Genomic DNA, 22,413 nt, shown 5'->3' on the forward strand with positions numbered 1-22,413 from the left:
CAGTCACGCCTCACTGGCGATCTGCTCGATGTCTGGCAGGAAGATGTGGTGGCCTGCCGGGACGAGATGCAGCTGATCTCGACCCGTCTCGAGTCTGAGGGCATCAGCGTGGACATCGTCTATGGCCTGGATGTGCTGGAGCGCTGCATCGCCCGCATGGAGGCCATCGTGGCGGTCATGAGCACCGGGCGGGAGGCGCCGGGGCCGGTGTTGCTGCTGCTGCAGCAACTGGCCTACGCCGCCCACGATAGCACCAGCCTGCGTCACCTGGTGCGCAGTAACCTCCAGCGCCTGCAGCGGCGCATCGTGGATCGGGCCGGCAAGACCGGAGAGCACTACATCGCTGAGACGCCTGCCGACTACCGTCACATCTGGATCGCGGCGGCTGGTGGCGGCATGCTCACGGTGGGCACTGCAGCCATGAAGATGGCCATTGCCGGCGCGGGACTGGCCCTCTTCATGGAAGGGTTCGCGTCCGGCCTCAACTACGCCGTGAGCTTCCTGATCCTCCAGGCCCTTGGCTTGATCCTCGCCACCAAGCAGCCGGCCATGACCGCCGCGGCCTTTGCCGCGATCATCCGTGACCGCAAGGGCGGCGAGCGCCTGGAGGTGATCGTCGACTACGCCACCTGTATCTGTCACTCCCAGCTGGCGGCCACCATCGCCAACGTGGTGGTGGTGGCGACCGGCGCCTACGCCTTTGATGAGATGTGGCAGTGGATCACCGGGCATTCCTTCCTCAGCACTTCCGAGGCGACTTATGTCTTTCAGGCTCTGAGCCCGGTGGACAGCGGCACCGTCTTCTATGCTGCCCTGACCGGCTGCATCCTGTACCTGGCTGCCCTGGTGGGCGGCTGGGTGGACAACTGGGCCGTCTATCACCGTTTGCCCCAGGCGATTGCGGAGCACCGGCTCGGCTTGCGCTTCGGGCGCTTGCGCATGATCCGCCTGGCCGGGCTTGTGTCACGCAACATGTCGGGCTGGGCCACCAACATCTCCCTGGGCCTGATGCTGGGCATGACACCGGTACTCGGCAAGTTCTTCGGCCTGCCCCTGGATGTGCGTCACGTGACCCTCAATTCCGGCATCCTGAGCCTCGCCACCGCGTCCCTCGACGTGGAGTGGGTGGGTACGGGGCTGTTGTCCCTGGCGATCCTCGGCGTGGCGGTGATGTTCGTGCTCAACCTGGGGGTCAGTTTTGCCCTGTCCCTGATGACGGCCGTGCGCGCCTACGATCTGTCCCGGGATGATCTGCGTGATCTGGGGCGTCGCCTGTGGCACCGCCTGCGCACTCGACCGCGGGATTTCATCATGCCGCCGCGTCGTCCGGCGGCACCCGTCTCCGCTGCTTAACGATCCCGGCCGGGGCGCCTCAAGCTTGCGTTCCGGCCGCCGTTAATCCGGCACAACATCAGGCATCACCCGCCCCGCCACTGGCGTGCGTGCCTGTTCCAGCCCTTGCCGTCCACGAGTCCCGCTGCGGCTGTTGCCGCCTGAGAGTCCAGCATGAACGCGCCAGAACGAAACCTGCACCTGAAAGCGCCCGCGTCGGGTGAGCTCGCCCGCATCGTCCGCGTCAATGAAGAGATAAAGGCCATCGTGTCCACGGCCTTCCGGATCAATCTGATGGCACTCAATGCCATCTTCCTGGCCAAACGCGCCGGCAACGCAGCCCTTGGCTTTGGCGTGCTGTCCAACGAATTGCGTCGCTTTGCCCAGGAGCTCACCCGCCACATGGCTACCCTCCGGGACATGACTTCCGGCTCGGTCGGCAGCGTGACCGGGGTGGTGCAACATCAACGCACCTCGGCCATCCTGGCCGAGGCGATCCGCTTGAGCGGTGACGGTGTGCCCGGTGTACGGGAAGCCCGCCGCCGCGGCGCGGCACGTCTGACTGACCAGCAGGCCCGTTTGCGCTCCCTCGACCTGCGCCTGCGTTCGGCGGTGGAGGAGACGCAACAGCTGGTCGAACTGGGCGGTGTGCTGGCCCGGTCGGCCAAGATCGAAGCTGCCTATGGTGGCTCTTTCAGCCCGGCACTGATGCAGGTTTCAACGGATTTCGCTGAGGTCATCGCCCAGATCAAGCGGTCGCTGGAGATACTCGGCAAGGAACGCCTTGTAAAGGACTAGGACACATGAAGCAGGCCCACTGTATCTATCAGCAGGATGAGCACCGCTGGCTCGCCATTGCCCGCGATGCCACCAAGCCGGGTTACCTCATCGACACCAACGAGTACGTGGTGGTCAGCGGGGAAGAAGCGCTGTTGTGCGACCCCGGCGGCATCGAGATCTTTCCGGCGGTCTTTTCGGCCCTGTCGGCCGAGTGCGATCCGACCCGTCTGGCTGGCATCTTCTCGTCTCACCAGGACCCGGACATCATCTCGTCCCTGGCCCTGTGGCTGGAGTTCAAGCCCGATCTCAAGTGCTACACCAGCTGGCTGTGGCAGTCCTTCCTGCCCCATTTCGGTGGCCACGAGAGCACCTTCGTACCCATCCCTGATGCAGGCATGACCATCCGCGTCGGTGGGCTGGAACTGCAGGCCATCCCTGCCCATTACCTGCATTCATCGGGCAACTTCCATCTGTATGACCCGAAGGCGAAAATCCTGTTTTCCGGGGATGTGGGGGCAGCCCTGCTGCCGGCGGACCATAACGGGCTGTTCGTGGAGGATTTCTCCCGCCACATCCGTCACGCCGAAGCCTTCCACAAGCGCTGGATGGGTTCAGACCGGGCCAAGCGCGACTGGTGCGAACGGGTTTCGCGCCTCGAGATCGACATGATGGTGCCCCAGCACGGGGCGATCTATCAGGGGGCTGACGTGCAGCGCTTCATCAACTGGTTTGCCGCGCTGGAAGTCGGCGTTCTGCGGGGATAAAGTCGGGGGCCCGCGCTGGCGGGCCCGGCGTCCCGATGGGCGTGTCGCCGGAACACTCGATTCGAGGCGACATGTACCTGGCTCTCAAGCACTTTCATATCACCTGTGTGGTTCTCAGCATTGCCGGCTTCACCCTGCGTGGCTGGTGGTCCATTACCGGCTCGCCCCTGCTGCGGGCCCGGCTTACCCGCATCCTGCCCCATCTCGTCGATTCCTGTCTGCTGCTCAGCGCCATCGCCCTGGCCTGGATGGCGGGCTTTGTTCCGTTTGTGGATGGCTGGCTGACGGCCAAGATTGTCGGCCTGCTGGTCTACATCGGTCTCGGTGCCATCGCCCTCAGGCCGGCACGGCCGCGCCCCCAGCGTGTGCTGGCCGTTGCCGGTGCGCTGGCGGTGTATTCCTACATTGTTTCGGTGGCGGTCACCAAAAGCCCGCTCGGCTGGCTGGCCCTCACCTGAGAGTCAGGCTGAGGACCAAGCCGGGAATCAGGCCGTGTGGTGGTTGAGGATGCGCTTGAGGCCCGGCGTATCCAGGATGCGGATGTGCTTTTGCTGGACGGCCACCAGGCCCTCGTCCTGGAAGCGGGAAAAGGCGCGGGAGACGGTCTCAAGCTTGAGACCGAGGTAAGAGCCGATTTCGTCCCGGGTCATGCGCAGATGGAATTCCGACGGTGAGAAGCCCCGGGCCGTGAAGCGCTGGGACATGTTGAGCAGGAAGGCGGCGAGGCGCTCTTCGGCCCGCATGGAGCCGAGCAGCATCATGACGCCATGATCGCGGACGATCTCCCGGCTCATGATCTTGTGGAACTGGTGCTGCAGGCTCTCCACCTGGCGGGAGAGCTCTTCCAGGCGACTGAAAGGGATGACGCAGACTTCGCTGTCCTCAAGGGCAATGGCATTGCAGGAGTGTTGTTCGGTGCTGATGCCGTCGAGGCCCAGCACTTCACCGGTCATCTGGAAGCCAGTGACCTGATCGCGCCCGTCTTCGAGGATCACGTCGGTCTTGAAGGAGCCCGCGCGAATCGCGTAAATGGCCTCAAAGGTGTCGCCGGAACGGTAAAGATGCTGCTGCCGCTTGATTTTGCGGCGGCTACCGACGAGCTCATCGAGCTGGTTGACCTCACCCGGATCGAGGCCGAAAGGAAGACACAGTTCCCGCAGGTTGCACTGGGAACAGGCCGTCTTGATCTCCACCACCGTCACCGGCACTACCGATTTCATCTGCACGCGTAATCACCTGAACTTTGCGGTTAAACCAAGGTTTGGAGCCCTTTGATCCACGTCAATACGATTTTTTGACGATTCTGCGATTGTCTCGTGCAACCAACAGAAGTGCTTCCATGAACACTACACAAAAAGATCTGATTTTCGACCCGGACCTCATTCGCAAGTTCGATGTGAATGGGCCGCGTTATACGTCCTATCCCACGGCTGACCGCTTCGTCGAGGCATTCAACTCCGAGGCGCTGGGGGACTGGCTCGGGAAGCGCACGATCGGCGGAATCGGCAAACCGCTCTCATTATACTTCCACATCCCCTTCTGCAATACGATCTGCTACTACTGCGCCTGCAACAAGATCATCACGAAGGACCACGGTCGCTCGGCCAAGTACCTGAATTATCTGGAAAAGGAAGTTGATCTCCAGGTTGCCAGCCTGGAGGGGCCGCGGGAAGTCCTGCAGCTTCACCTGGGCGGGGGCACGCCCACCTTCCTGTCCCACGACGAGTTGCGCCAGTTGATGGCGATCGTGAAGAAGCACTTTACGCTGGTGCCGGATGGCGAGTACTCCATTGAGGTCGACCCCCGCAAGGTGGATGAAGCCACCGTCGCCTTGCTCGCCGAGCTGGGCTTCAATCGCATGAGCGTCGGTATCCAGGATTTCAACCCGGATGTGCAGAAGGCCGTCAATCGGGTGCAGAGCGAAGAGGAGACCAAGCTGGTCATCGACGCTGCCCGTGCCCATGGTTTCAAGTCGGTCAGCGTGGATCTGATCTACGGCCTCCCCAAGCAGAACGTCATCAGCTTCAACCGGACGCTTGAGCAGATCCTGGCCCTGTCGCCCGATCGTCTGTCCATCTACAACTACGCCCACCTACCCAGCCTGTTCAAACCCCAGCGACGCATCGTGGATGCCCAGCTGCCGTCGGGCGAGACCAAGCTGCAGATCCTGCAGCTGGCCATTCGCCGGCTTACCGAAGCGGGCTACGTCTATATCGGTATGGACCACTTCGCCAAGCCGACCGACGAACTCACCACGGCCCAGCGCCAGGGGCGGCTGCATCGCAACTTCCAGGGTTACTCCACTTACGCGGAGTGTGATCTGCTGGCCTTCGGTGTGTCCGCCATCGGCAAGGTTGGCCCTACCTACGCCCAGAACGTAAAGACGCTCGACGAGTACTACGACATCCTCGATTCTGATCGCCTGCCGGTGCTGCGCGGTATCGAACTGACTCCGGACGACCTGCTCCGCCGAGCCATCATCCAGGCCTTGATGTGCCACTTTGAGCTGTCCATCGAGTCCATCGAGATCGCGCACCTGATCGACTTCAGACGGTACTTCGCCGCGGAGTTGGCCGATCTGCAGGAGATGGAGAAGGGCGGGCTGCTGAAGATCGATGAGCAGTGGATCTCCGTGCTGCCGGCCGGTCGCATGCTGGTGCGTGCCATCGCCATGGTCTTCGATCGTTATCTGCGCTCGGATCGGGAGCGCACCCGCTACTCCAAGGTGATCTGAGCAAACCTGCCCGGTCGGCACCGGGCTAGAATGCCAAGGCAAATGCGATTTCCGGCGCCCCGTGCTTTTGCGGGGCGCTTTGCTTCTAGGTCTGGAACATGCCCGAAACCGGCTATCTCGCAGTCTTTCTGATCGGCCTCCTGGGGGGCACCCACTGCGTCGGCATGTGCGGAGGCATCGTCAGCGCCCTGACGGTGAACACCGTCCGAATGCCCGGCGAGTCCCGGCGCGAGTGGCCGCTGCACCTGGCCTACAACATCGGCCGGATCGCCAGTTACACCCTGGCGGGGGCCGCCATGGGCGCCATCGGCACGGTGGGGATGCTCTTCAATGACATCCTGCCCATCCAGCTTGGGCTGTACGTGGCGGCCAACCTGATGCTGATTGCCCTGGGCCTCTATCTCACCGGTTTCACCCGGGCCCTGTCCGGCGTCGAGCAGCTTGGACATCGTCTGTGGTCGCGCATCCAGCCCCTGACCCGGCGCTTCCTGCCTGCCCGTACCGTGGCCCAGGCTCTGCCTCTCGGGCTGCTGTGGGGATTTCTGCCCTGTGGCCTGGTGTACAGCGTGCTGGCCACGGCACTGGTTACCGGTGCGGCCGAGCGTGGCGCCATGCTGATGTTGGCCTTTGGCCTTGGCACCTTGCCCAATCTCCTGCTGGCGGGCCTGCTGCTAAAGCGCCTGAAGGACGTCGTGCGGAACCGCGCGGTGCGTACGGGGTCTGGACTGGTGGTGCTGGCTTTTGGCGTGTATGGCCTGGTGACGGCGCCAACCCTTGGCAGCAACCTGTGGAACGGGGTCGTCTGCCACTTCTGACCCGGACAGGGAGCGGTACTGTGAGCCAGGACGTGCATTACGATTTTTCCGTGAGCGGCATGACCTGTGCAGCCTGTGCCGCGCGCCTCGAGAAGGTGCTCAACCGGCTCCCCGGCGTCGAGGCGAGCGTCAATTTTGCCGCAGAGACCGCGCGGGTGAGCGACACCTCCGGGGTGATCGAGCCCGCGGCAATCGTTGCTGCCGTGGCGAAGGCTGGCTTCACCGCCACCCCCGTGACCGTTCGCGACCGGGTGGCCGACAAGGCCCGCAAGGCAGTCGAGGCGGCTACCGAGCTGCGCCTGTTCTGGCTGTCGGCCGGGCTCAGTCTTCCCTTCCTGATCCAGATGGTCGGCATGCTGGGTGCCGACATGGCGAGCGGCCACCACGCGGATCTGCTGCCGCGCTGGCTACAGTGCCTGCTGGCCACACCCGTGCAATTCTGGATCGGGCGGCGTTTCTACACCGGCGCCTGGTCGTCCCTGCGCGGCGGCGGGGCCAACATGGATGTGCTGGTGGCCCTGGGCACCAGCGTGGCCTACTTCTTCAGTCTGGCGGTGGTCATTCTTGATCGCCACGACCTGCATGTGTATTTCGAGGCTTCGGCCAGCATCATCACCCTGGTGCTCCTGGGCAAGCTGCTGGAAGCCCGGGCCCGCGCCCGCACCTCGGCGGCCATCGAAGCCCTGCTGCGCCTTCAGCCGCCGACGGCCTGGGTCGAGCAGGCCGGGCAGCTGGTCGAGGTGCCGGTGGAGCAGGTTGTGGTAGGGACAGTTTTTGTGCTCCGCCCCGGTGATGCGGTGCCGGTGGATGGAGACGTGCTGGAGGGGGAGTCGTCTGCCGATGAAGCCATGCTCACCGGCGAGAGCATCCCGGTGGTCAAGGCGCCGGGCGATCAGGTCTTTGCGGCCACGGTGAATGGTGATGGCGTGTTGCGCTGCCGGGCCACTGGCGTCGGTTCCGAGACCTTGCTGGCGGGTATCGTGCGTCTCGTCGAGCAGGCCCAGGGCGGCAAGCCGGCGGTGCAGCGTCTGGCAGATCGGGTTGCTGCGGTCTTCGTGCCGACAGTGGTGGTCATCGCCCTTATCACGTTTCTGGGCTGGTGGTGGTTCGGTGGCGAGCTGGCCCCGGCGCTGGTCAATGCCGTCGCCGTGCTGGTGATTGCCTGCCCCTGCGCGCTGGGTCTGGCTACGCCGACAGCGGTGATGGTGGGCACGGGACAGGGGGCTCGCGCCGGCATTCTCGTGAAGAACGCCGAGGCGCTGGAACTGGCCGAGAAGATCAAGGTGCTGGTGGTGGACAAGACCGGCACGCTCACCGAAGGCCGGCCTGCCGTCCTGGATGCAAGGATGGCCGCCGGTGTCGTACGCGAGGATTTGCTGGGCCTGGCAGCAGGGCTTGAGCAGACCAGCCACCATCCCCTGGCTCGCGCGGTGGTGGCTGCCGCGCAGGAGGCCGGCGTGGCGCTGAGCCTGCCCGAGGCGGTTCAGGCCGTCAGCGGCAAGGGTGTCACCGGACGGGTGGGTGGCCGGATGGTGGTGGTGGGGTCGCCCGATTTTCTGGCCGCCCAGGGTTCGCCCCTGCCGGCAGACCTGCTCGATCCGCTGCTCGCCGCGGCGCTGACGCCGGTGGGTGTGGCTGCCGATGGCAGGGCCTTGGGTGCGCTGGGGCTTGCCGACCCCTTGCGTGCCACCTCGAAGGCGGCCGTGGCGCGTTTGCAGGGCCTGGGGGTAAGGGTGGTGATGCTGACCGGCGATCACCCGGCGGTGGCAGCGCGGATCGCCGCAGAAGCAGGCATCACCGAATTCCGCGCCCAGGTCATGCCGGAAGGCAAAGCCGAGGCGGTCGCGGCGCTGCGTGGCGAAGGGCTGGTCGGGATGGTCGGAGACGGGATCAACGATGCGCCGGCGCTGGCGGCTGCAGATGTGTCCTTCGCCATCGGGGCGGGCTCCGATGTGGCCATCGAGGCCGCCGACCTGACCCTGGTGCGCAATGATCTGGCCGGGGTTGCCGATGCGATCTCCCTTTCCCGGGCGACCCTCGGCAAGATCCGCCAGAATCTGTTCTTTGCCTTTATCTACAACATCCTCGGCATTCCGGCGGCTGCCTTCGGCTTGCTCAACCCGGTGATTGCCGGCGCGGCGATGGCCATGAGTTCGGTGTCGGTGGTGAGCAACTCCCTGCTGCTCAAGCGCTGGCGCCCGGGAAAATCAGACTGAAAGGAAACATGATGGAAGAAGTGCTCATCAAGGTGGCCGGCATGAGCTGCCAGGGCTGCGTGAAGAACGTGACCGGCGCGCTGTCGGCCACGCCGGGCGTGGCCAGCGTGGCGGTTTCGCTGGAGCAGGGCGAGGCGAGAGTTGGCTATGATCCGGCCCAAGTGTCGGCCAACGCCCTGCGCACGGTGGTGGAAGACTGCGGTTTTGACGCAAGCTGAGCGGATTTCCGCCATCAGGGTTTATCCGATGTGAGCACTGCTCACATATAATGCTGCGCTGTCTTACATCTAATAACGGGAGGTAGTGATATGGGTTTCGATCAGGTCAAGGCCGGCAAGGACGTTCCGAACGACATCAACGTGATCATCGAGATCTCCGCTCAGGGCGATCCGATCAAGTTCGAAGTGGACAAGGATAGCGGCGCGATTTTTGTTGACCGCTTCATGGGTACGTCCATGCGTTACCCGATCAACTACGGCTACGTGCCCCACACCGTCGCCGGCGATGGCGACCCGGTGGACGTGCTGGTGGTCACCCCCTTCCCGCTGGCGCCGGGCGTGGTCATCCGCTGCCGCCCCGTCGGCGTGCTGAAGATGGAAGATGACGGCGGTGTGGACGCCAAGGTTGTGGCCGTTCCCGTCTCCAAGCTGACCCCGCTGTACGACAAGGTCCAGACCACCGACGACCTGCCCGAGCTGCTGATGAAGCAGACCGTGCACTTCTTCGAGCACTACAAGGATCTGGAGCCGGGCAAGTGGGTCAAGATCCTGGGCTGGGGCACCGTCGAGGAAGCCAAGCAGGAAATCGTGAACGGCCTGGCTGCTGCTGCCAAGTAAGCGTTCGCTTCTGCTGCTGAAAGGGCCCGCTGCATGCGGGCCTTTTTTATGCCTTTCAGACGGCCTGGCCGGCAGCGTGGCCCGAGGCCCAGGCCCACTGGAAGTTGTAGCCCCCTAAATGGCCGGTGACGTCCACGACTTCACCTACGAAAAACAGACCCGACACGTCCCGTGCCTCCATGGTCTTGGAGGACAGGGCACGCGTATCCACCCCGCCCAGGGTGACTTCAGCCTTGGCGTAGCCGAGGGTGCCGTTGGGCGTGATCGCCCAGCCGGACAAGGCAGCGGCGATGGCGTCCAGCTCCCGGGCGTTGAACTGGTGGGTGGGTTTGTTCCAGCCCCGTTGTTCGCACCAGGCCTGGGCGAAGCGCTTGGGCAGGCGTTCGGTGAGCAAGTTGGCCAGCAGGCTCTTGCTGCGGGCGCGTTCCCCCAGCCAGTCGCGGACGTTCTCTGCCGGAAAGAGATTGACCGTGACCTGGGTGCCGCCGTCCGCCTCGCCGTAGTCCCGCGCCTGCCAGTAGGACGAGGCCTGCAGGATCACTGGCCCCGACAGGCCGCGGTGGGTGAATAACAGGTTCTCCCGGAAGCGTCCCGCGCCGCATTCGGCCACCGCGTCGAAGGCCATGCCGGAGAGCTCCTTGTAGATGGCGAGCTCTTCGGGTGGCAGGGTCAGGGGCACCAGGGCCGGCTTGGGGGGAATGATGGCGAGCCCGAACTGTTCCGCAATCTTGTAGCCCAGGGGGGTAGCGCCGATCTTCGGGATGGCCAGCCCGCCGGTTGCCACCACCAGGCTGGCGCAGGCCATTTGCCCCTGACTGGTGTCGAGGATGAAGCGTGTCTCCGGCGTGTCGCCGGCGGCCAGCGCCTGGAGCGTGCACGGCATGGCCCAGCTCACGGCACCGTCTTCGCATTCCGCGCGCAGCATGTCGATGATGTCCTGGGCCGAGTCGTCGCAGAAGAGCTGCCCATGCTCGCGCTCGTGCCAGGCAATGCCGTGGCGATCCACCAGTCCGATGAAATGCGCCGGCGTGTAGCGGGCCAGGGCCGAGCGGCAGAACTGGGGGTTGCGCGACAGATAGTTCGCGATCCCCACGTCGAGATTGGTGAAGTTGCACCGTCCACCGCCGGAAATACGGATCTTCTCGCCCAGCTTGGGGGCATGGTCGAGGATCAGCACGCGACGTCCGCGCTTGCCGGCTTCGGCGGCACACATCATGCCGGCGGCGCCGGCGCCGATCACGATCACGTCGTAACGGGAAATCCTGGCAGGGTGGTTCATGGCGACAGGGCGAACGGAGCGATGACGGGCCCGGAGGATAGACCGCGGCTTGCGTTACGGCAAACACCGCGCAGAACGTCATTTGCAGCATTGTCTTCCCCTGCTAGGCTTCCGGGATGCAGGAATGCTCGCCCGCGCAACTGGCGCGGAGAAAAAGGGACACGACGAGATGGGACAGAAAGTGCGCGTAGCCGGTCGGCCGGCCAGGTGGGCACTGTGGGGCGCAGGTGTTTTTGCGCTGGTGGGTGTGGTGGGTTTCCTGGTTGCCCCACCACTGGTCAGGTCGGTGGCGCAAAGCACCCTGTCCGATCTGCTGCATCGGCCGGTGAGCATTGAGGGGGTTTCCATCAATCCCTACGCCCTGTCGGCGGAAGTCCGTGGCTTTCGCATGCAGGAGCGGGACAGCGATGCGACGGCGGCCAGCTTCACCTCCCTGTATGTCAACGTTGAGCTGGAATCCCTGTTTCGCGGTGGGGTGGTTGTCGAGGAGCTGAAGCTTGTCGAGCCGGTGGTCAGCGTGATTCGGCTCGAGGGCCGGCGCTTCAACTGGTCGGACGTGATCGACGAGATCCTCAGCAAGCCGGACGATGGGTCTTCCAGCCACTTTGCCGTCCATAACATCCGCGTTGAAAAGGGGCGGATCGATTTCGACGACAAGCCCGAAGACAGCAAGCATGCCTTGACCGAGCTGGAGCTTGGCCTGCCCTTTGTCTCCAACATGCCATCCCATGTATCCACCTTTGTCGAGCCCCTGCTGGCGATGAAGGTGGATGACGCTCCCTTTGAGGTTCACGGCAAGGCCCTGCCGTTTTCTCCCAATCGCGAATCGCTGGTCAATCTGCGCATCGACCGTTTTGATCTGACCCGCTACGTGGATTACATCCCCGTGGAGAAGACCTTCCGCCTGCCCGGCGCGCGCTTCTCCAGCGACCTTGAACTGCGCTTTGCCCAGCCGCCCAATGCGGCCCCCGATCTGAGCGTGAAAGGCACGCTGGGCCTCGATGACGTGGAGATCCAGCATGCGGACGGCCGCCCGGCCATCAAGCTGGCTGCGGTGCGCGTAGGGATCGACAAGCTCGCGCCCCTGGCCGGCGAGCTGGCCCTTGGCACGGTGTCCATCGACAAACCCGACCTCAGCGTGAGCCGCGGCCGGGATGGTCAGCTGAGCCTGCTGGCGCTGATTCCCAAGCGGCCCCCCTTGCCTTCGGACAAGCAGGCTGCGCCCGCCGCGCCATCTTCCAATACGAAGCCCTTTGCCCTGTCCCTGGCCGAGTTCAAGCTGACGGGCGGTCGGGTCCACATCATCGACGAGCTGCCCGCCAGCCCTTACCAGAAGACCCTGCAGGATCTGCATGTATCCCTGCGTCAGTTGCGCCTGCCGGGCAGCGAGCCGGCCGCGCTGGATTTCGGCTTCGGTACAGGATCGGGTGAGACCTTCGAGCACAAGGGCAGCCTGGCGGTCGAGCCGCTGAAGGCCAGTGGCACGCTGGTGGCTGCCGGTGTCGATGTGCCGGCCCTGACGCCCTATCTTGAAGCCGCGCTCAAGCAGGCCGAGGTGCTGTCGGGCAAGGTCGATGCACGTGTGGCTTACGACGTGTCGCTGATCGGGGGAGAGCCCAGGATCGGGCTCAAGGCCGAGTCCCTCAAGCTGAGCGACCTGAGTGTCCGCCTCAAGGGCGAAAAGCAGCCGCTGGCCCGGCTGGGCCTGCTCGAGCTGCGGGATGCGGAGGTGGATGCCGCCGGCCACAAGGTGACGGTTGGTGAGGTCGTGGGCAATGCCACGCGGATCGGCCTGGTGCGGGGCAAGGATGGGCTGTTCAATGCCCAGCGCCTTGCTGGCGAGACACCTGTCGGGAGCCGGGCTGCGCCGGCAAAGACTGTCGCGTCCGTCCCCGCCGGTGGGGGCGCTACGGCAAAGGACTGGCAGGTGGAGGTCAAGCGTGTCGCCCTCGACGATTGGGGGGTGAGGCTTGAGGATCAGACCCTGGCCCCGGCCGTGGTGCTCAAGGTCGAGCCCTTGAGTTTGAAGGTGGAGGGCCTGTCCACAGCTAAGGGCAGCAAGGCAAGACTGAATCTCCAGACCTCGGTGAACAAGCGCGGCCACGTCGGTGTTGTGGGTACGCTGGGTCTGGCGCCGCTGGCAGGCAGCCTGGACCTGGACCTGAAAACCGTGGATCTGGCCATGCTCCAGCCCTACGTCACCGAGAAGGTGAAGATTGCGATCACCCGCGGCAATGTCACCTCCCGTGGCCGGCTGGCCTTTGAACTGCCGGCGGCCGGCGGTGGGGTGAAGGGCGGCTTCAAGGGCGCACTCACGGTGGGCAACTTCGCCTCGGTGGACAAGCTCAATGCCACCGACTTCCTCAAGTGGAAGTCACTGTACTTCGGCGGCATGGACATCCGCCTGTCGCCGCTGGCCGTGAGCATCGACGAGATTGCGTTGAGTGACTTCTACACCCGGCTGATCCTGGACGCCCAGGGCGGGCTCAACATCCGCGAGATCACCGCCCAGCAGGCGACCGAGAACAAGGAAGCGCGTGAGGCTGCCACACCTGCCCAGCCCCTGCCGCCCATCCTGATCAAGCGCATCACCCTGCAGGGGGGCAACATCGCCTACAGCGACCGCTTCATCCGCCCCAACTACGACGCCAACCTGACAGGCATGGGCGGGCAGCTCACGGGGCTGTCGTCCGACCCTGGCACCATTGCCGAGCTGGATCTGCGGGGCAGGGTGGATAACGCCGCGCCGGTGGAGGTGGTCGGCAGGCTCAACCCCTTCCGTCAGGACAAGGCCCTCGACATCCACGCGTCGGTGAAGGACTTCGAACTCTCGGGCGTCTCCACTTACGCGGCCAAGTACGTGGGCTACGGCATCGAGAAGGGCAAGCTGTCGGCCGACCTCAAATACAAGGTCGAGGATCGCAAGCTCACCGCCACCAATGAGATCTTTCTGGATCAACTGACCTTCGGCGAGCAGGTGGACAGCCCGAGCGCCCTCAAGCTGCCGGTGCTTCTTGCGGTGTCCCTGCTCAAGAACAGCCGGGGCGAGATCGACCTCAAGCTGCCGGTGGGTGGCTCCCTGGACGATCCCGAGTTCAGCGTCGCGGGTCTCGTCGTGAAGGTCATCGTCAACCTCATCGGCAAGGCCATCACCTCGCCCTTTGCCCTGCTTGGTTCGATGTTCGGCGGCGACAGCGAAGAGTTGGCCTGGTTGGACTTCGATCCCGGCTTTGCCCGGGTGCCGGAGGCGGAGGAGGCCAAGCTGAAGGCCATCTCCCGCGCGATGAATGATAAGCCGGGCCTCAAGCTCGACATCGCCGGGCGGGTGGACACCCTGAATGACCCCGAAGGGCTCAAGCGCGCCCTGCTGCTCGGTAAGGTCGAGGCCTTGAAGGTGAAGGACATGGCCAGGAAAGGCGAGTCGGTGGAGGAGGGGGGACGCGTGTCCGTCTCGCCGGCTGAATACCCTGCGCTTCTGGGCCGGGTCTATGCCGGCGAGAAATTCCCCAAACCTCGCAACATGATCGGCATGGCCAAGGATCTGCCCGTGCCCGAGATGGAAAAGTTGATCCTCGCCAGTATCCAGGTGGGGGACGACGAGTTGCGCCTGCTCGCCCAGCAGCGTGCCCAGGCCGTCAAGACTTGGCTGCTGGAGCAGGGCAAGGTGCCGGCAGAGCGTGTCTTTCTCCTCGCCTCGCGTAGCGGTGACGACGGAAAGCACCCCAAGGCCCGGGTGAGTCGGGTCGATTTTTCCTTGCGCTGATCCACAGGAGGAGTTCATGAGAGTGGAAAGACTCGAAGCCGCTGAACGTCAGGCCGCCTTGGCCGGCTTGACGGGCTGGCAAGTGCTCCCCGAGCGGGATGCCATCCACAAGGTTTATCGTTTTGCCGACTTCAATACGGCCTTCGGCTGGATGAGCCGCGTCGCCCTGATGGCGGAGAAGCTCGACCACCACCCGGAATGGTTCAATGTCTATGCTCGCGTGGAGGTGACCCTGAGCACCCATGATGCGGGCGGCCTGACTGCCCTCGACATTCAGCTCGCCCGATTCATGGATGCCGCTGCTGCGCTATGCGGCAGCGCGGCATGATTGTCTGCGCCGACGGTGCTAACCTTCGGCCACCGGATCTGTAGTTTTCAGCGATTTCGGCGTTCATGGAGTCCGGGCCGACAAGAATAATCCGGACAACCCGAGGGAGAACACAGCTGATGCATCTGACGTTTGACTGGAGCGGAGCCCTTCGTCGTTCACGCGTGCGTACCGACGTGTTCGGGGAGGAGCAGGCTGAAAGCCGGCGGACCTGGAAGCGCTTCCCGTATGGTGACCGGATTTACCGCTATGGCGGCACGGCACTTCAGAGCAACTGGTCGCGCCTGCACCGCGGCGACCGGGAACCCTATCCTTCTGCAGAAGGCCTGGACGCGCTGCTGCAGGCCAATCCCGCCCTGGCGCCCAGTGTGCCGGCGCCGGACCTTGTCGTTCCCGTACTCGAAGATGCCTGGCGCGCCTATCACGCCGGTGACTTTGCCGATGCGGTGGACCGGGGGCTGGCGGCTGGCCCGGTAGGTCTGGTGGTTTCGGCACGGGCTGCAGCGGTTTATGCCTCGCATCTCGAAGAGAACGAAGCCCGGCGGGTGGCGATTTTGCGCGACGTGGTGGAGTCCTGTTCCGCACTCGTGCAGCTGGCGCCCAACTGGGCCAGCGCCTGGTATGTGTATGGGCTGGCCCTGGGGCGATTCAGCCAAAACATATCGGTTGTCCGTGCGCTTGCCCAGGGCCTGGGGGGAAAGGTCCGTGAGAGCCTGCAGAAGGCCATCGATCTGGAGCCCGGGCATGCGGATGCACACGTGGGTCTCGGTGTCTATCACGCTGAAGTGATCGACAAGGTGGGGGCAATGATGGCTGCCTTCAGTTACGGCGCCCGCCGAGAAGCCGTCACCGAGCATTTCGAGGCCGCGCGCGCCCTTCATCCCCAGTCGCCGGTTGTGCTGGCCGAATATGCGCGCTCAACGGCGCTGGCCTTCGGTGGGCTCGACCAAGGGCGGGCCCATCAGATTTTTGGTGAAGCGGCGGCCTGTCAGCCTGCTGACGCCCTGGAACGCCTCGATGTGGAGTGGGCCCTCGGCGAAACCGAATAGGCCCCGCTGATCAGACCTTGGCGCGCACGAGGCGCGCCTTCTCCCGAACCCAGTCGCGTTCCTTCTCGGTTTCACGCTTGTCGAACTGCTTCTTGCCCTTGGCCAGGCCAATGCTGGCCTTCACCCGGCCCTTGGTGTAGTGCAGGTCGAGGGTGACCAGCGTGTAGCCGGCACGCTCCACCTTGCCGATCAGCTTGGCGATCTCCTCGGCGTGCAGCAGCAGCTTGCGGGTGCGGGTCGGATCCGGGTGAATGTGGGTCGAGGCGGACTCCAGCGGCGTGATGTGCATGCCGACGATGAAGATTTCGGCACCGCGGATCACCACGTAGCTTTCCTTGATGTTGGCGCGCCCGGCGCGAATGGCCTTCACCTCCCATCCCTCCAGCACGAGGCCGGCTTCGTACTTGTCCTCGATGAAGTAATCGTGGAAGGCCTTGCGGTTGTCGATGATGCTCATTGGCGTAGGTTTGAACGGACGCGTAAAATCGCGCATTTTAACAGCTCGGTAGTCCGCCCGCGTCCCGATGGCAACCGTCAAGAAAATTGTCCTGATCGAGTTCACGCCGACCCAGATGTTCGATCTGGTGGATCGTTGCGAGGATTACCCCAAATTTCTGCCCTGGTGTGGAGGGAGTGAGGTGCATGCCCGCGACGAAAAAGTCACCAAGGCCACGCTCCACATCAACTATCACGGCATCAAATCCCATTTCAGCACCGAGAACGACAAGGACTATCCAAGGCACATGCACATCCGCCTGACCGATGGCCCTTTCACGCATCTCGATGGCAGCTGGGATTTCACGCCCCTGGGGGATGCCGCCTGCAAGGTCGAATTCAACCTGCACTACGAGTTCTCCAGCCGTCTCATCGAGAAGGCGGTCGGCCCGGTGTTCAGTCACATTGCCAATACCTTCGTCGACTCCTTCGTCAAGCGTGCAGGGCAGATCTACACCGGGAACTGATATGAGCGATTCCATCAACGTACTTGTCTGCTATGCCCTCCGGGATCGCCAGGAGATCGTGCAGCTGCGCCTGCCCCAGGGCAGCACCGTGCAACGCGCCGTCGAGGCATCGGGCCTGCTCCAGAAGCACCCCGAGATCGACCTTGCGAAGGGCAACAAGCTCGGGGTCTTTGCCAAGCTGGTCAAGGCAGATACCGTTCTGCGGGACAAGGACAGGGTCGAGATCTATCGGCCGCTGATCGCCGACCCGAAGGAGGTGCGACGCAAGCGTGCCGAAGAGGGCAAGGTCATGAAGAAGGGTGGCGGGCCGGCGGAAGACGCCGCCGCCTGAAACCCGCAGGCCGCGCCGGGCGGCCTTACTTGCAGTTCTTTTCCAGGGTGGCGCGGGTGTGCTCTGCTTCGGCGGTGCGCTCGTCGTCACTCATCATGATCACCTCTCCGGCATCGTTGTAGCGGCCCATGCGCTGTCCGCCGCTCACGCCTGCCAGGTATCGGCGCAGATCTGCGCACTCCTTCTGCTTGCGTTCGTCCTCAATCTGGTCCTTGCGTGCCTTTTCTTCGGCTTCGGCGGCTTCGGCCCGGCGCTTGCGGAAGGCCTGTTCCTTCTCCGCGTAGGTCTCGCCGACGGCCGGCCGTGGGGTGCCCTGGGCAGCCGGCGCAGTCGGTGCCAGCGGCGCCTGACGTAGGGTCCGCGCCTTGCTGCCCTCGGAAGGAGGGGTGTCGGAGTAATGAACCCGGCCGCTGGCATCCTTCCAGCTGTAAATGCTCTGTGCAGCAGCAGAGGTGGCCGTGCAGAGCAGCAGCATGGGAAGCAGTTTGTGGAACATTGGGGACTCCGTAGGGACAAAGCTTTTGCCGGTAGGCGGCAAGCTACGTATAATACGGATTTGATTCAAGGGATTAAAGCTATGCGAGTGATTCAGAAGGCGCTGACGTTCGATGACGTCCTTCTCATCCCCGCCCATTCGAGCGTTCTCCCGCGCGACGTCAGCCTCCAGACGAAACTCACGCGCAACATTACCCTGAATATTCCCCTGGTGTCCGCTGCAATGGATACCGTCACCGAAGCACGCCTCGCCATTGCGCTCGCGCAGGAAGGCGGGATCGGGATCGTTCACAAGAACCTGACCCCGAGACAGCAGGCGGCCGAAGTGGCCAAGGTAAAACGCTTTGAATCGGGCATCCTCAAGGATCCGATCACCATCCCGCCGACCATGACGGTTCGCGAGGTGCTCACCCTGACCCGCACCCACAAGTTCTCCGGCCTGCCGGTGGTGGATAACGGCAAGGTCATCGGCATCGTCACCAACCGCGATACCCGCTTCGAGACTAATCTCGATCAGCCCGTCTCCGCCATCATGACCCCCCAGGCCCGCCTGGTCACGGTCAAGGAAGGGGGTAGCCTGGATGAAGCCCGCGCCCTGATGCACAAGCACCGCCTCGAGCGCGTGCTTGTACTCAATGATGCAGGCGAGCTGGCAGGCCTCATCACCGTCAAGGACATGATGAAGTCTACCGAGCATCCGCTCGCCGCCAAGGACACCCTGGGCCGCCTGCGTGTCGGCGCGGCCATCGGCGTCGGTGCCGGCACCGAAGAGCGTGCCGAACTGCTGGCCGAGGCGGGTGTGGACGTGATCGTTGTGGATACCGCCCACGGTCACTCCCAGGGCGTGCTCGATCGGGTCACCTGGGTCAAGAAGAACTTTCCGCAGGTCGAAGTCATCGGTGGCAACATCGCAACCGCAACCGCCGCGCTGGCGCTGGTGGAAGCCGGCGCCGACGGCGTCAAGGTCGGTATCGGCCCGGGCTCCATCTGCACCACGCGCATTGTCGCTGGTGTGGGCGTGCCCCAGATCACGGCGGTGGACAACGTCGCCACGGCGCTTGCCGGTTCCGGCGTGCCGCTGATTGCCGATGGTGGCATCCGCTACTCCGGCGATATCTCCAAGGCCATCGCGGCCGGCGCCAACGTGGTCATGCTGGGTGGCCTGTTCGCCGGTACCGAAGAGGCTCCCGGCGAGACCGTGCTGTTCCAGGGCCGTTCCTACAAGTCCTATCGTGGCATGGGCTCCCTGGGCGCGATGCAGCAGGGCGCCGCCGACCGTTACTTCCAGGAGAACGACGGCAACGTGGACAAGCTGGTGCCTGAAGGCATCGAAGGCCGTGTGCCCTACAAGGGCGCCGTGACGGCGGTGATCCACCAGCTGATGGGCGGCCTGCGTGCCTCCATGGGCTATGTGGGTTGCGCCACCATCGACGAAATGCGCTCCCGCGCCGAGTTCGTCGAGATCACGTCGGCCGGCATCCGCGAGTCCCACGTCCACGACGTGCAGATCACCAAGGAAGCGCCGAACTACCACGTGGATTGATCGATCCCGTGTTGCGAAAAAGGGCAGCCTTCGGGCTGCCCTTTTTCGTTCCCTCGGGTGTGTCATGGCTGACGGGTATCATCAAGGGCTCCGCGTCATCCCGCTGAACCTATCGCGCCGAGCGCACTCCACATCTCCATGCTGACCCGAACCTATCAAGACTCCTCCTCTGCCGCGGCCGCTCTTGCGCCGGTAGTCGAGGTAAGCGGCCTGTGCCGCGCCGTCACTGCCGACGACGGCAAGGCCCTGCGCATTCTCGATGATGTGTCCTTTCGCATCGTGGCGGGCGAGGCCGTGGCCATTGTCGGTGCTTCCGGCTCCGGCAAGTCCACGCTGCTCGGTCTGCTGGCCGGGCTGGACGAACCGAGCAGTGGCGCCGTGCATATCCGTGGACAGGACCTGTTTGCCCTCGACGAGGACGGACGGGCCGCCCTGCGCGGCGCCTGCGTGGGCTTCGTTTTCCAGTCCTTCCAGCTCCTGCCGGCCCTGACCGCCCTTGAGAACGTGATGCTCCCCCTGGAGCTGGCCGGTCGCGGCGATGCCCGCAAGGAAGCAGAGCTGTGGCTGGGCCGTGTCGGGCTCGGCGCCCGCCTGGGGCACTATCCGCGCCAGCTGTCGGGGGGCGAGCAGCAGCGCGTCGCCGTTGCCAGGGCCTTCGCACCCCAGCCGGCGCTGGTGCTCGCCGACGAACCCACCGGCAACCTGGATGTGGCCACCGGCGACGCCGTGATCGAGCTGATGTTCTCCCTCAATGCCGAAGCCGGCACGACCCTGGTGCTGGTCACCCACGACAACGCCCTCGCCGCCCGTTGTGGCCGGACGCTGCGTCTGGCCGCGGGGCGCCTTGTAGAAGGGTGATCCCGAGGAAACACCTAATGTGGGCGACGGAAGTCGCCCCAGCAGGGAAGGCCTTCTCCGGCGTCGTGTAGGGGCGACTTCAGTCGCCCGCGGACGGTCAAACATGACCACGGCTTGCATCGGACGATCAAGCCGTGAAACCGCTCAGCACCTGCCCGGAGCCCGTCTCAGCCCAGCAGAAAAGCACTTTCCTTCAGGCCGCAGCGCTTGAGAACGCCGCGCGCCGCACTGATGCCGCTGCGCACCGCGGCTTCCAGGGTGGCGGGGTAGGGCGAGGCCACGTAGTCTCCGGCCAGCCACACGCCGGCTTCCGGTGTGCTCGTGGTGGGGCGGACGACACCCGGTGTGCAGGCGAAGGTGGCCCGCTTTTCGGTGATGGTCTTCGACCACTTGAGGGGAGGCAGGCGCCCAAGGGCCCCCTGGAGCTCGGACACCAGGGCGATCTCCAGCGCCTCCTTGCTGATTTCCTGATGGGTGCCGCTGGCGCTGATGACCACCCCGACAAGCCCTTCCGGGCCGCCCAGCGCTGCCCGGTCGAAGGCCCACTGGCCGTAGCCACCGCTGAGACCGATCATGGGGTCGGGGAAATGCACGGGGCCGTCAAAGGCCAGCCAGCTGGTGACGATGGGTTCATGGCGGAGGGTGCCAATGCAGGCGGTCACCGGCGCCATGGCCGGCAGGGCTTCCACCAGCGCGGCCACGTGGTAGGGCGCCGTGGCGATCACCACGTGATCGTAGAGGCTGCGCCACGGGTCGCCGTCCAGGCGGTAGCCGTCGTCGTGGCGTTCGATGGCCTTGATGGGCTCGGCCGTGCGCACCTGATGGCCGCGCATGGCCAGCCAGCGCGAGGCCGGCACCGGAAAAAGTTCGGACAGGTCCACCCTCGGGATCAGCAGATCCGAGGCCGAGGCTGACGCGGCCAGGCTGTCCTGCAGTACGCGGGCAAACACCTGGGCCGAGGCCTCGCTGACCGGCGTGTTGAGGGCGGCGATGCATAGGGGCTCCCAGATCAGCCGGCTCAAGGTGTCGGTCTGGCCGGATTCGGCCAGCAGCGCCGCCACCGGGCGATCCGGTTCGACGCGATAGGCCTGGCGCTTGAGCTGCCCCATCAGGCGGGCCATGGCGCGCTTGTCGGCCCAGCTCAGGCCCTTGGCCCGCAGCAGGCCGAGGGCCAGGTGGAAGGGGGCGGGGAGGGGCGCGGCACGCAGCTCGCACAGGCCCGGATAGACCAGGGCCAGGCGCCGGGTTTCCAGAACGCCGGGCTTGACCCCCACCAGGCGCAGCATGCGCAGGGTCTCGGCGTAGGCGCCAAGCAGGATGTGCTGGCCGTTGTCGAGGCTGTAGTCGAGCGTGTCCACCACCCGGGCACGTCCGCCCAGGGTGCGCGAGGATTCGAAGAGGCTGACCCGCGCGCCGCCGCGGGCCAGGGTGACGGCCGCCGCAAAACCGGCGTAACCGCCACCGATCACGGCCACCTGCGGGGGCGAACTCATCCCTTGAACCAGGTCATGCCCGCCAGCCAGATCTTGCGCAGGGGTGTGAGGGAGGTGCGCCGGTCAAGGACGAGGAAGCCGTCGGCCTCGATCTCGTCGAGCAGGCTGCGGTAGATGGCGGCCATGATCAGCCCCGGGCGCTGGGCCTTGCGGTCTTCGGCAGGCAGCTGGGCGAAGGCTTGGTCGTAGAGCTGGCGGGCCCGCTCGGCCTGGAAGCTCATGAGCTTGCGGAAGTCTTCCGAGTGCTGGCCATCGAGGATCTGCCGCGCCGGCACATTAAAGCGCTGCAGTTCGTCGATAGGCAGGTAGATGCGGCCACGGCGGGCGTCCTCGCCCACGTCGCGGATGATGTTGGTGAGCTGGAAGGCCAGGCCCAGGTCGTGGGCGTACTTGAGGGTCTGGCGGTTGGTGTAGCCGAAGATCTCGGCCGACAGCAGCCCCACCACGCTGGCCACCCGGTAGCAGTAGAGGTGCAGGGCCTTCCAGTCCAGATAGCGGGTCTGCAGCAGGTCCATCTGCATGCCGTCGATGATCTCCAGCAGTTGCTCGCGGGGCAGGTTGAAGCGCTTGCTGACGTCCTTCAGGGCCTGACCCACCGGGTGCTGGGGCTCACCGTCGAAGACCAGGGCCACCTGCTGGCGCCACCAGTCGAGCTTGGTCTGGGCGATCTGCATGTCGTGGCATTCGTCCACCACGTCATCCACCTCGCGGCAGAAGGCGTACAGGGCGGTGATGGCCTGGCGCCGCTCGGGGGGCAGGAACATGAAGCTGTAGTAGAAGCTGGAGCCGCTGCTGGCGGCTTTCTCCTGGCAGTAGGCGTGGGGGTCGCTCATGG

The 22,413-nt window shown here is 64.7% G+C and carries 21 protein-coding genes and 1 pseudogene; 16 read left to right on the top strand and 6 right to left on the bottom strand.

From position 1 onward, the window contains the following. From ACIQ09_RS11420 to ACIQ09_RS11435, 4 genes and pseudogenes are all read left to right on the top strand, one after another. Window positions 1-1,353 (top strand): annotated as a pseudogene (locus ACIQ09_RS11420) (hypothetical protein); the annotation flags it as partial. A gap of 153 nt (window positions 1,354-1,506) precedes the next feature. Then, window positions 1,507-2,130, top strand: coding sequence for a chemotaxis protein (locus ACIQ09_RS11425; protein WP_398309469.1), 624 nt, complete (start codon window positions 1,507-1,509; stop codon window positions 2,128-2,130). A gap of 5 nt (window positions 2,131-2,135) precedes the next feature. Then, window positions 2,136-2,876 (top strand): MBL fold metallo-hydrolase, encoded by a 741-nt coding sequence (locus ACIQ09_RS11430; RefSeq protein ID WP_398309472.1) that lies wholly within the window; start codon window positions 2,136-2,138, stop codon window positions 2,874-2,876. A gap of 71 nt (window positions 2,877-2,947) precedes the next feature. Next, complete coding sequence (locus tag ACIQ09_RS11435) at window positions 2,948-3,334, top strand: SirB2 family protein (RefSeq protein ID WP_398309475.1); 387 nt, start codon at window positions 2,948-2,950, stop codon at window positions 3,332-3,334. Between the two features lie 27 nt (window positions 3,335-3,361). Here the strand turns inward: ACIQ09_RS11435 and fnr are convergent, their stop codons facing one another. After that, window positions 3,362-4,096, bottom strand: a complete 735-nt coding sequence (fnr, locus tag ACIQ09_RS11440; RefSeq protein ID WP_398309548.1) for a fumarate/nitrate reduction transcriptional regulator Fnr — start codon at window positions 4,094-4,096, stop codon at window positions 3,362-3,364. A gap of 119 nt (window positions 4,097-4,215) precedes the next feature. On the opposite strand from fnr, the gene hemN reads away from it, so the two are divergent. The 5 genes from hemN to ppa all read left to right on the top strand — a co-directional run bounded on the left by hemN (window position 4,216) and on the right by ppa (window position 9,477). Then, complete coding sequence (hemN, locus tag ACIQ09_RS11445; RefSeq protein WP_398309477.1) at window positions 4,216-5,610, top strand: oxygen-independent coproporphyrinogen III oxidase; 1,395 nt, start codon at window positions 4,216-4,218, stop codon at window positions 5,608-5,610. 98 nt (window positions 5,611-5,708) lie between these two features. After that, window positions 5,709-6,425 carry a sulfite exporter TauE/SafE family protein gene (locus ACIQ09_RS11450; RefSeq protein ID WP_398309480.1) on the top strand — a complete coding sequence of 239 codons (717 nt, stop codon included), beginning with the start codon at window positions 5,709-5,711 and terminating at the stop codon, window positions 6,423-6,425. A gap of 20 nt (window positions 6,426-6,445) precedes the next feature. Next, window positions 6,446-8,641, top strand: a complete 2,196-nt coding sequence (locus tag ACIQ09_RS11455; protein ID WP_398309483.1) for a heavy metal translocating P-type ATPase — start codon at window positions 6,446-6,448, stop codon at window positions 8,639-8,641. An 11-nt stretch (window positions 8,642-8,652) separates the two neighbouring features. Beyond that, a complete protein-coding gene (locus ACIQ09_RS11460) occupies window positions 8,653-8,859 on the top strand; it encodes a heavy-metal-associated domain-containing protein (protein ID WP_398309486.1) in 207 nt (68 codons plus the stop codon). Between the two features lie 90 nt (window positions 8,860-8,949). After that, complete coding sequence (gene ppa, locus ACIQ09_RS11465) at window positions 8,950-9,477, top strand: inorganic diphosphatase (protein WP_148579286.1); 528 nt, start codon at window positions 8,950-8,952, stop codon at window positions 9,475-9,477. Window positions 9,478-9,532: 55 nt separating this feature from the next. On the opposite strand, the gene ACIQ09_RS11470 is transcribed toward ppa, so the two are convergent. Beyond that, window positions 9,533-10,756, bottom strand: coding sequence for an NAD(P)/FAD-dependent oxidoreductase (locus ACIQ09_RS11470; RefSeq protein ID WP_398309490.1), 1,224 nt, complete (start codon window positions 10,754-10,756; stop codon window positions 9,533-9,535). Between the two features lie 169 nt (window positions 10,757-10,925). Here ACIQ09_RS11470 and ACIQ09_RS11475 point away from each other — a divergent pair, with 169 nt between their 5' ends. From ACIQ09_RS11475 to ACIQ09_RS11485, 3 genes are all read left to right on the top strand, one after another. After that, on the top strand, window positions 10,926-14,519 hold the full coding sequence (locus tag ACIQ09_RS11475; RefSeq protein WP_398309493.1) for a DUF748 domain-containing protein: 3,594 nt from the start codon (window positions 10,926-10,928) through the stop codon (window positions 14,517-14,519). A 16-nt stretch (window positions 14,520-14,535) separates the two neighbouring features. Then, window positions 14,536-14,847, top strand: a complete 312-nt coding sequence (locus tag ACIQ09_RS11480; protein ID WP_398309496.1) for a 4a-hydroxytetrahydrobiopterin dehydratase — start codon at window positions 14,536-14,538, stop codon at window positions 14,845-14,847. 119 nt (window positions 14,848-14,966) lie between these two features. Beyond that, on the top strand, window positions 14,967-15,896 hold the full coding sequence (locus ACIQ09_RS11485; protein ID WP_398309499.1) for a hypothetical protein: 930 nt from the start codon (window positions 14,967-14,969) through the stop codon (window positions 15,894-15,896). Between the two features lie 10 nt (window positions 15,897-15,906). Here ACIQ09_RS11485 and smpB read toward each other — a convergent pair whose 3' ends face one another. Continuing rightward, complete coding sequence (gene smpB, locus ACIQ09_RS11490; protein ID WP_398309551.1) at window positions 15,907-16,353, bottom strand: SsrA-binding protein SmpB; 447 nt, start codon at window positions 16,351-16,353, stop codon at window positions 15,907-15,909. Window positions 16,354-16,420: 67 nt separating this feature from the next. On the opposite strand from smpB, the gene ACIQ09_RS11495 reads away from it, so the two are divergent. Both ACIQ09_RS11495 and ACIQ09_RS11500 read left to right on the top strand, forming a co-directional pair. Then, entirely contained in the window at window positions 16,421-16,858 is a 438-nt protein-coding gene (locus tag ACIQ09_RS11495) for a type II toxin-antitoxin system RatA family toxin (protein ID WP_398309502.1), read from the top strand. Window position 16,859: 1 nt separating this feature from the next. After that, the gene (locus tag ACIQ09_RS11500) at window positions 16,860-17,189 is read left to right on the top strand and encodes an RnfH family protein (protein ID WP_398309505.1); all 330 of its coding nucleotides are present in this window, start codon (window positions 16,860-16,862) and stop codon (window positions 17,187-17,189) included. A gap of 25 nt (window positions 17,190-17,214) precedes the next feature. Here the strand turns inward: ACIQ09_RS11500 and ACIQ09_RS11505 are convergent, their stop codons facing one another. Then, the gene (locus ACIQ09_RS11505) at window positions 17,215-17,685 is read right to left on the bottom strand and encodes a DUF4124 domain-containing protein (RefSeq protein ID WP_398309508.1); all 471 of its coding nucleotides are present in this window, start codon (window positions 17,683-17,685) and stop codon (window positions 17,215-17,217) included. Window positions 17,686-17,766: 81 nt separating this feature from the next. On the opposite strand from ACIQ09_RS11505, the gene guaB reads away from it, so the two are divergent. Together guaB and ACIQ09_RS11515 are read left to right on the top strand one after the other, a co-directional pair. Further along, entirely contained in the window at window positions 17,767-19,227 is a 1,461-nt protein-coding gene (gene guaB, locus ACIQ09_RS11510) for an IMP dehydrogenase (protein ID WP_398309510.1), read from the top strand. A 138-nt stretch (window positions 19,228-19,365) separates the two neighbouring features. After that, window positions 19,366-20,085 (top strand): ABC transporter ATP-binding protein, encoded by a 720-nt coding sequence (locus ACIQ09_RS11515; protein ID WP_398309513.1) that lies wholly within the window; start codon window positions 19,366-19,368, stop codon window positions 20,083-20,085. Window positions 20,086-20,252: 167 nt separating this feature from the next. Here the strand turns inward: ACIQ09_RS11515 and hpnE are convergent, their stop codons facing one another. After that, entirely contained in the window at window positions 20,253-21,578 is a 1,326-nt protein-coding gene (hpnE, locus tag ACIQ09_RS11520; RefSeq protein WP_398309516.1) for a hydroxysqualene dehydroxylase HpnE, read from the bottom strand. Continuing rightward, window positions 21,575-22,411 (bottom strand): presqualene diphosphate synthase HpnD, encoded by an 837-nt coding sequence (gene hpnD, locus ACIQ09_RS11525; protein WP_398309519.1) that lies wholly within the window; start codon window positions 22,409-22,411, stop codon window positions 21,575-21,577. The genes hpnE and hpnD overlap by 4 nt, the downstream gene beginning before the upstream one ends. Window positions 22,412-22,413 lie beyond the last annotated feature (2 nt).

The sequence above is a fragment of the Zoogloea sp. genome (assembly GCF_044344315.1).
Lineage (GTDB): Bacteria > Pseudomonadota > Gammaproteobacteria > Burkholderiales > Rhodocyclaceae > Zoogloea.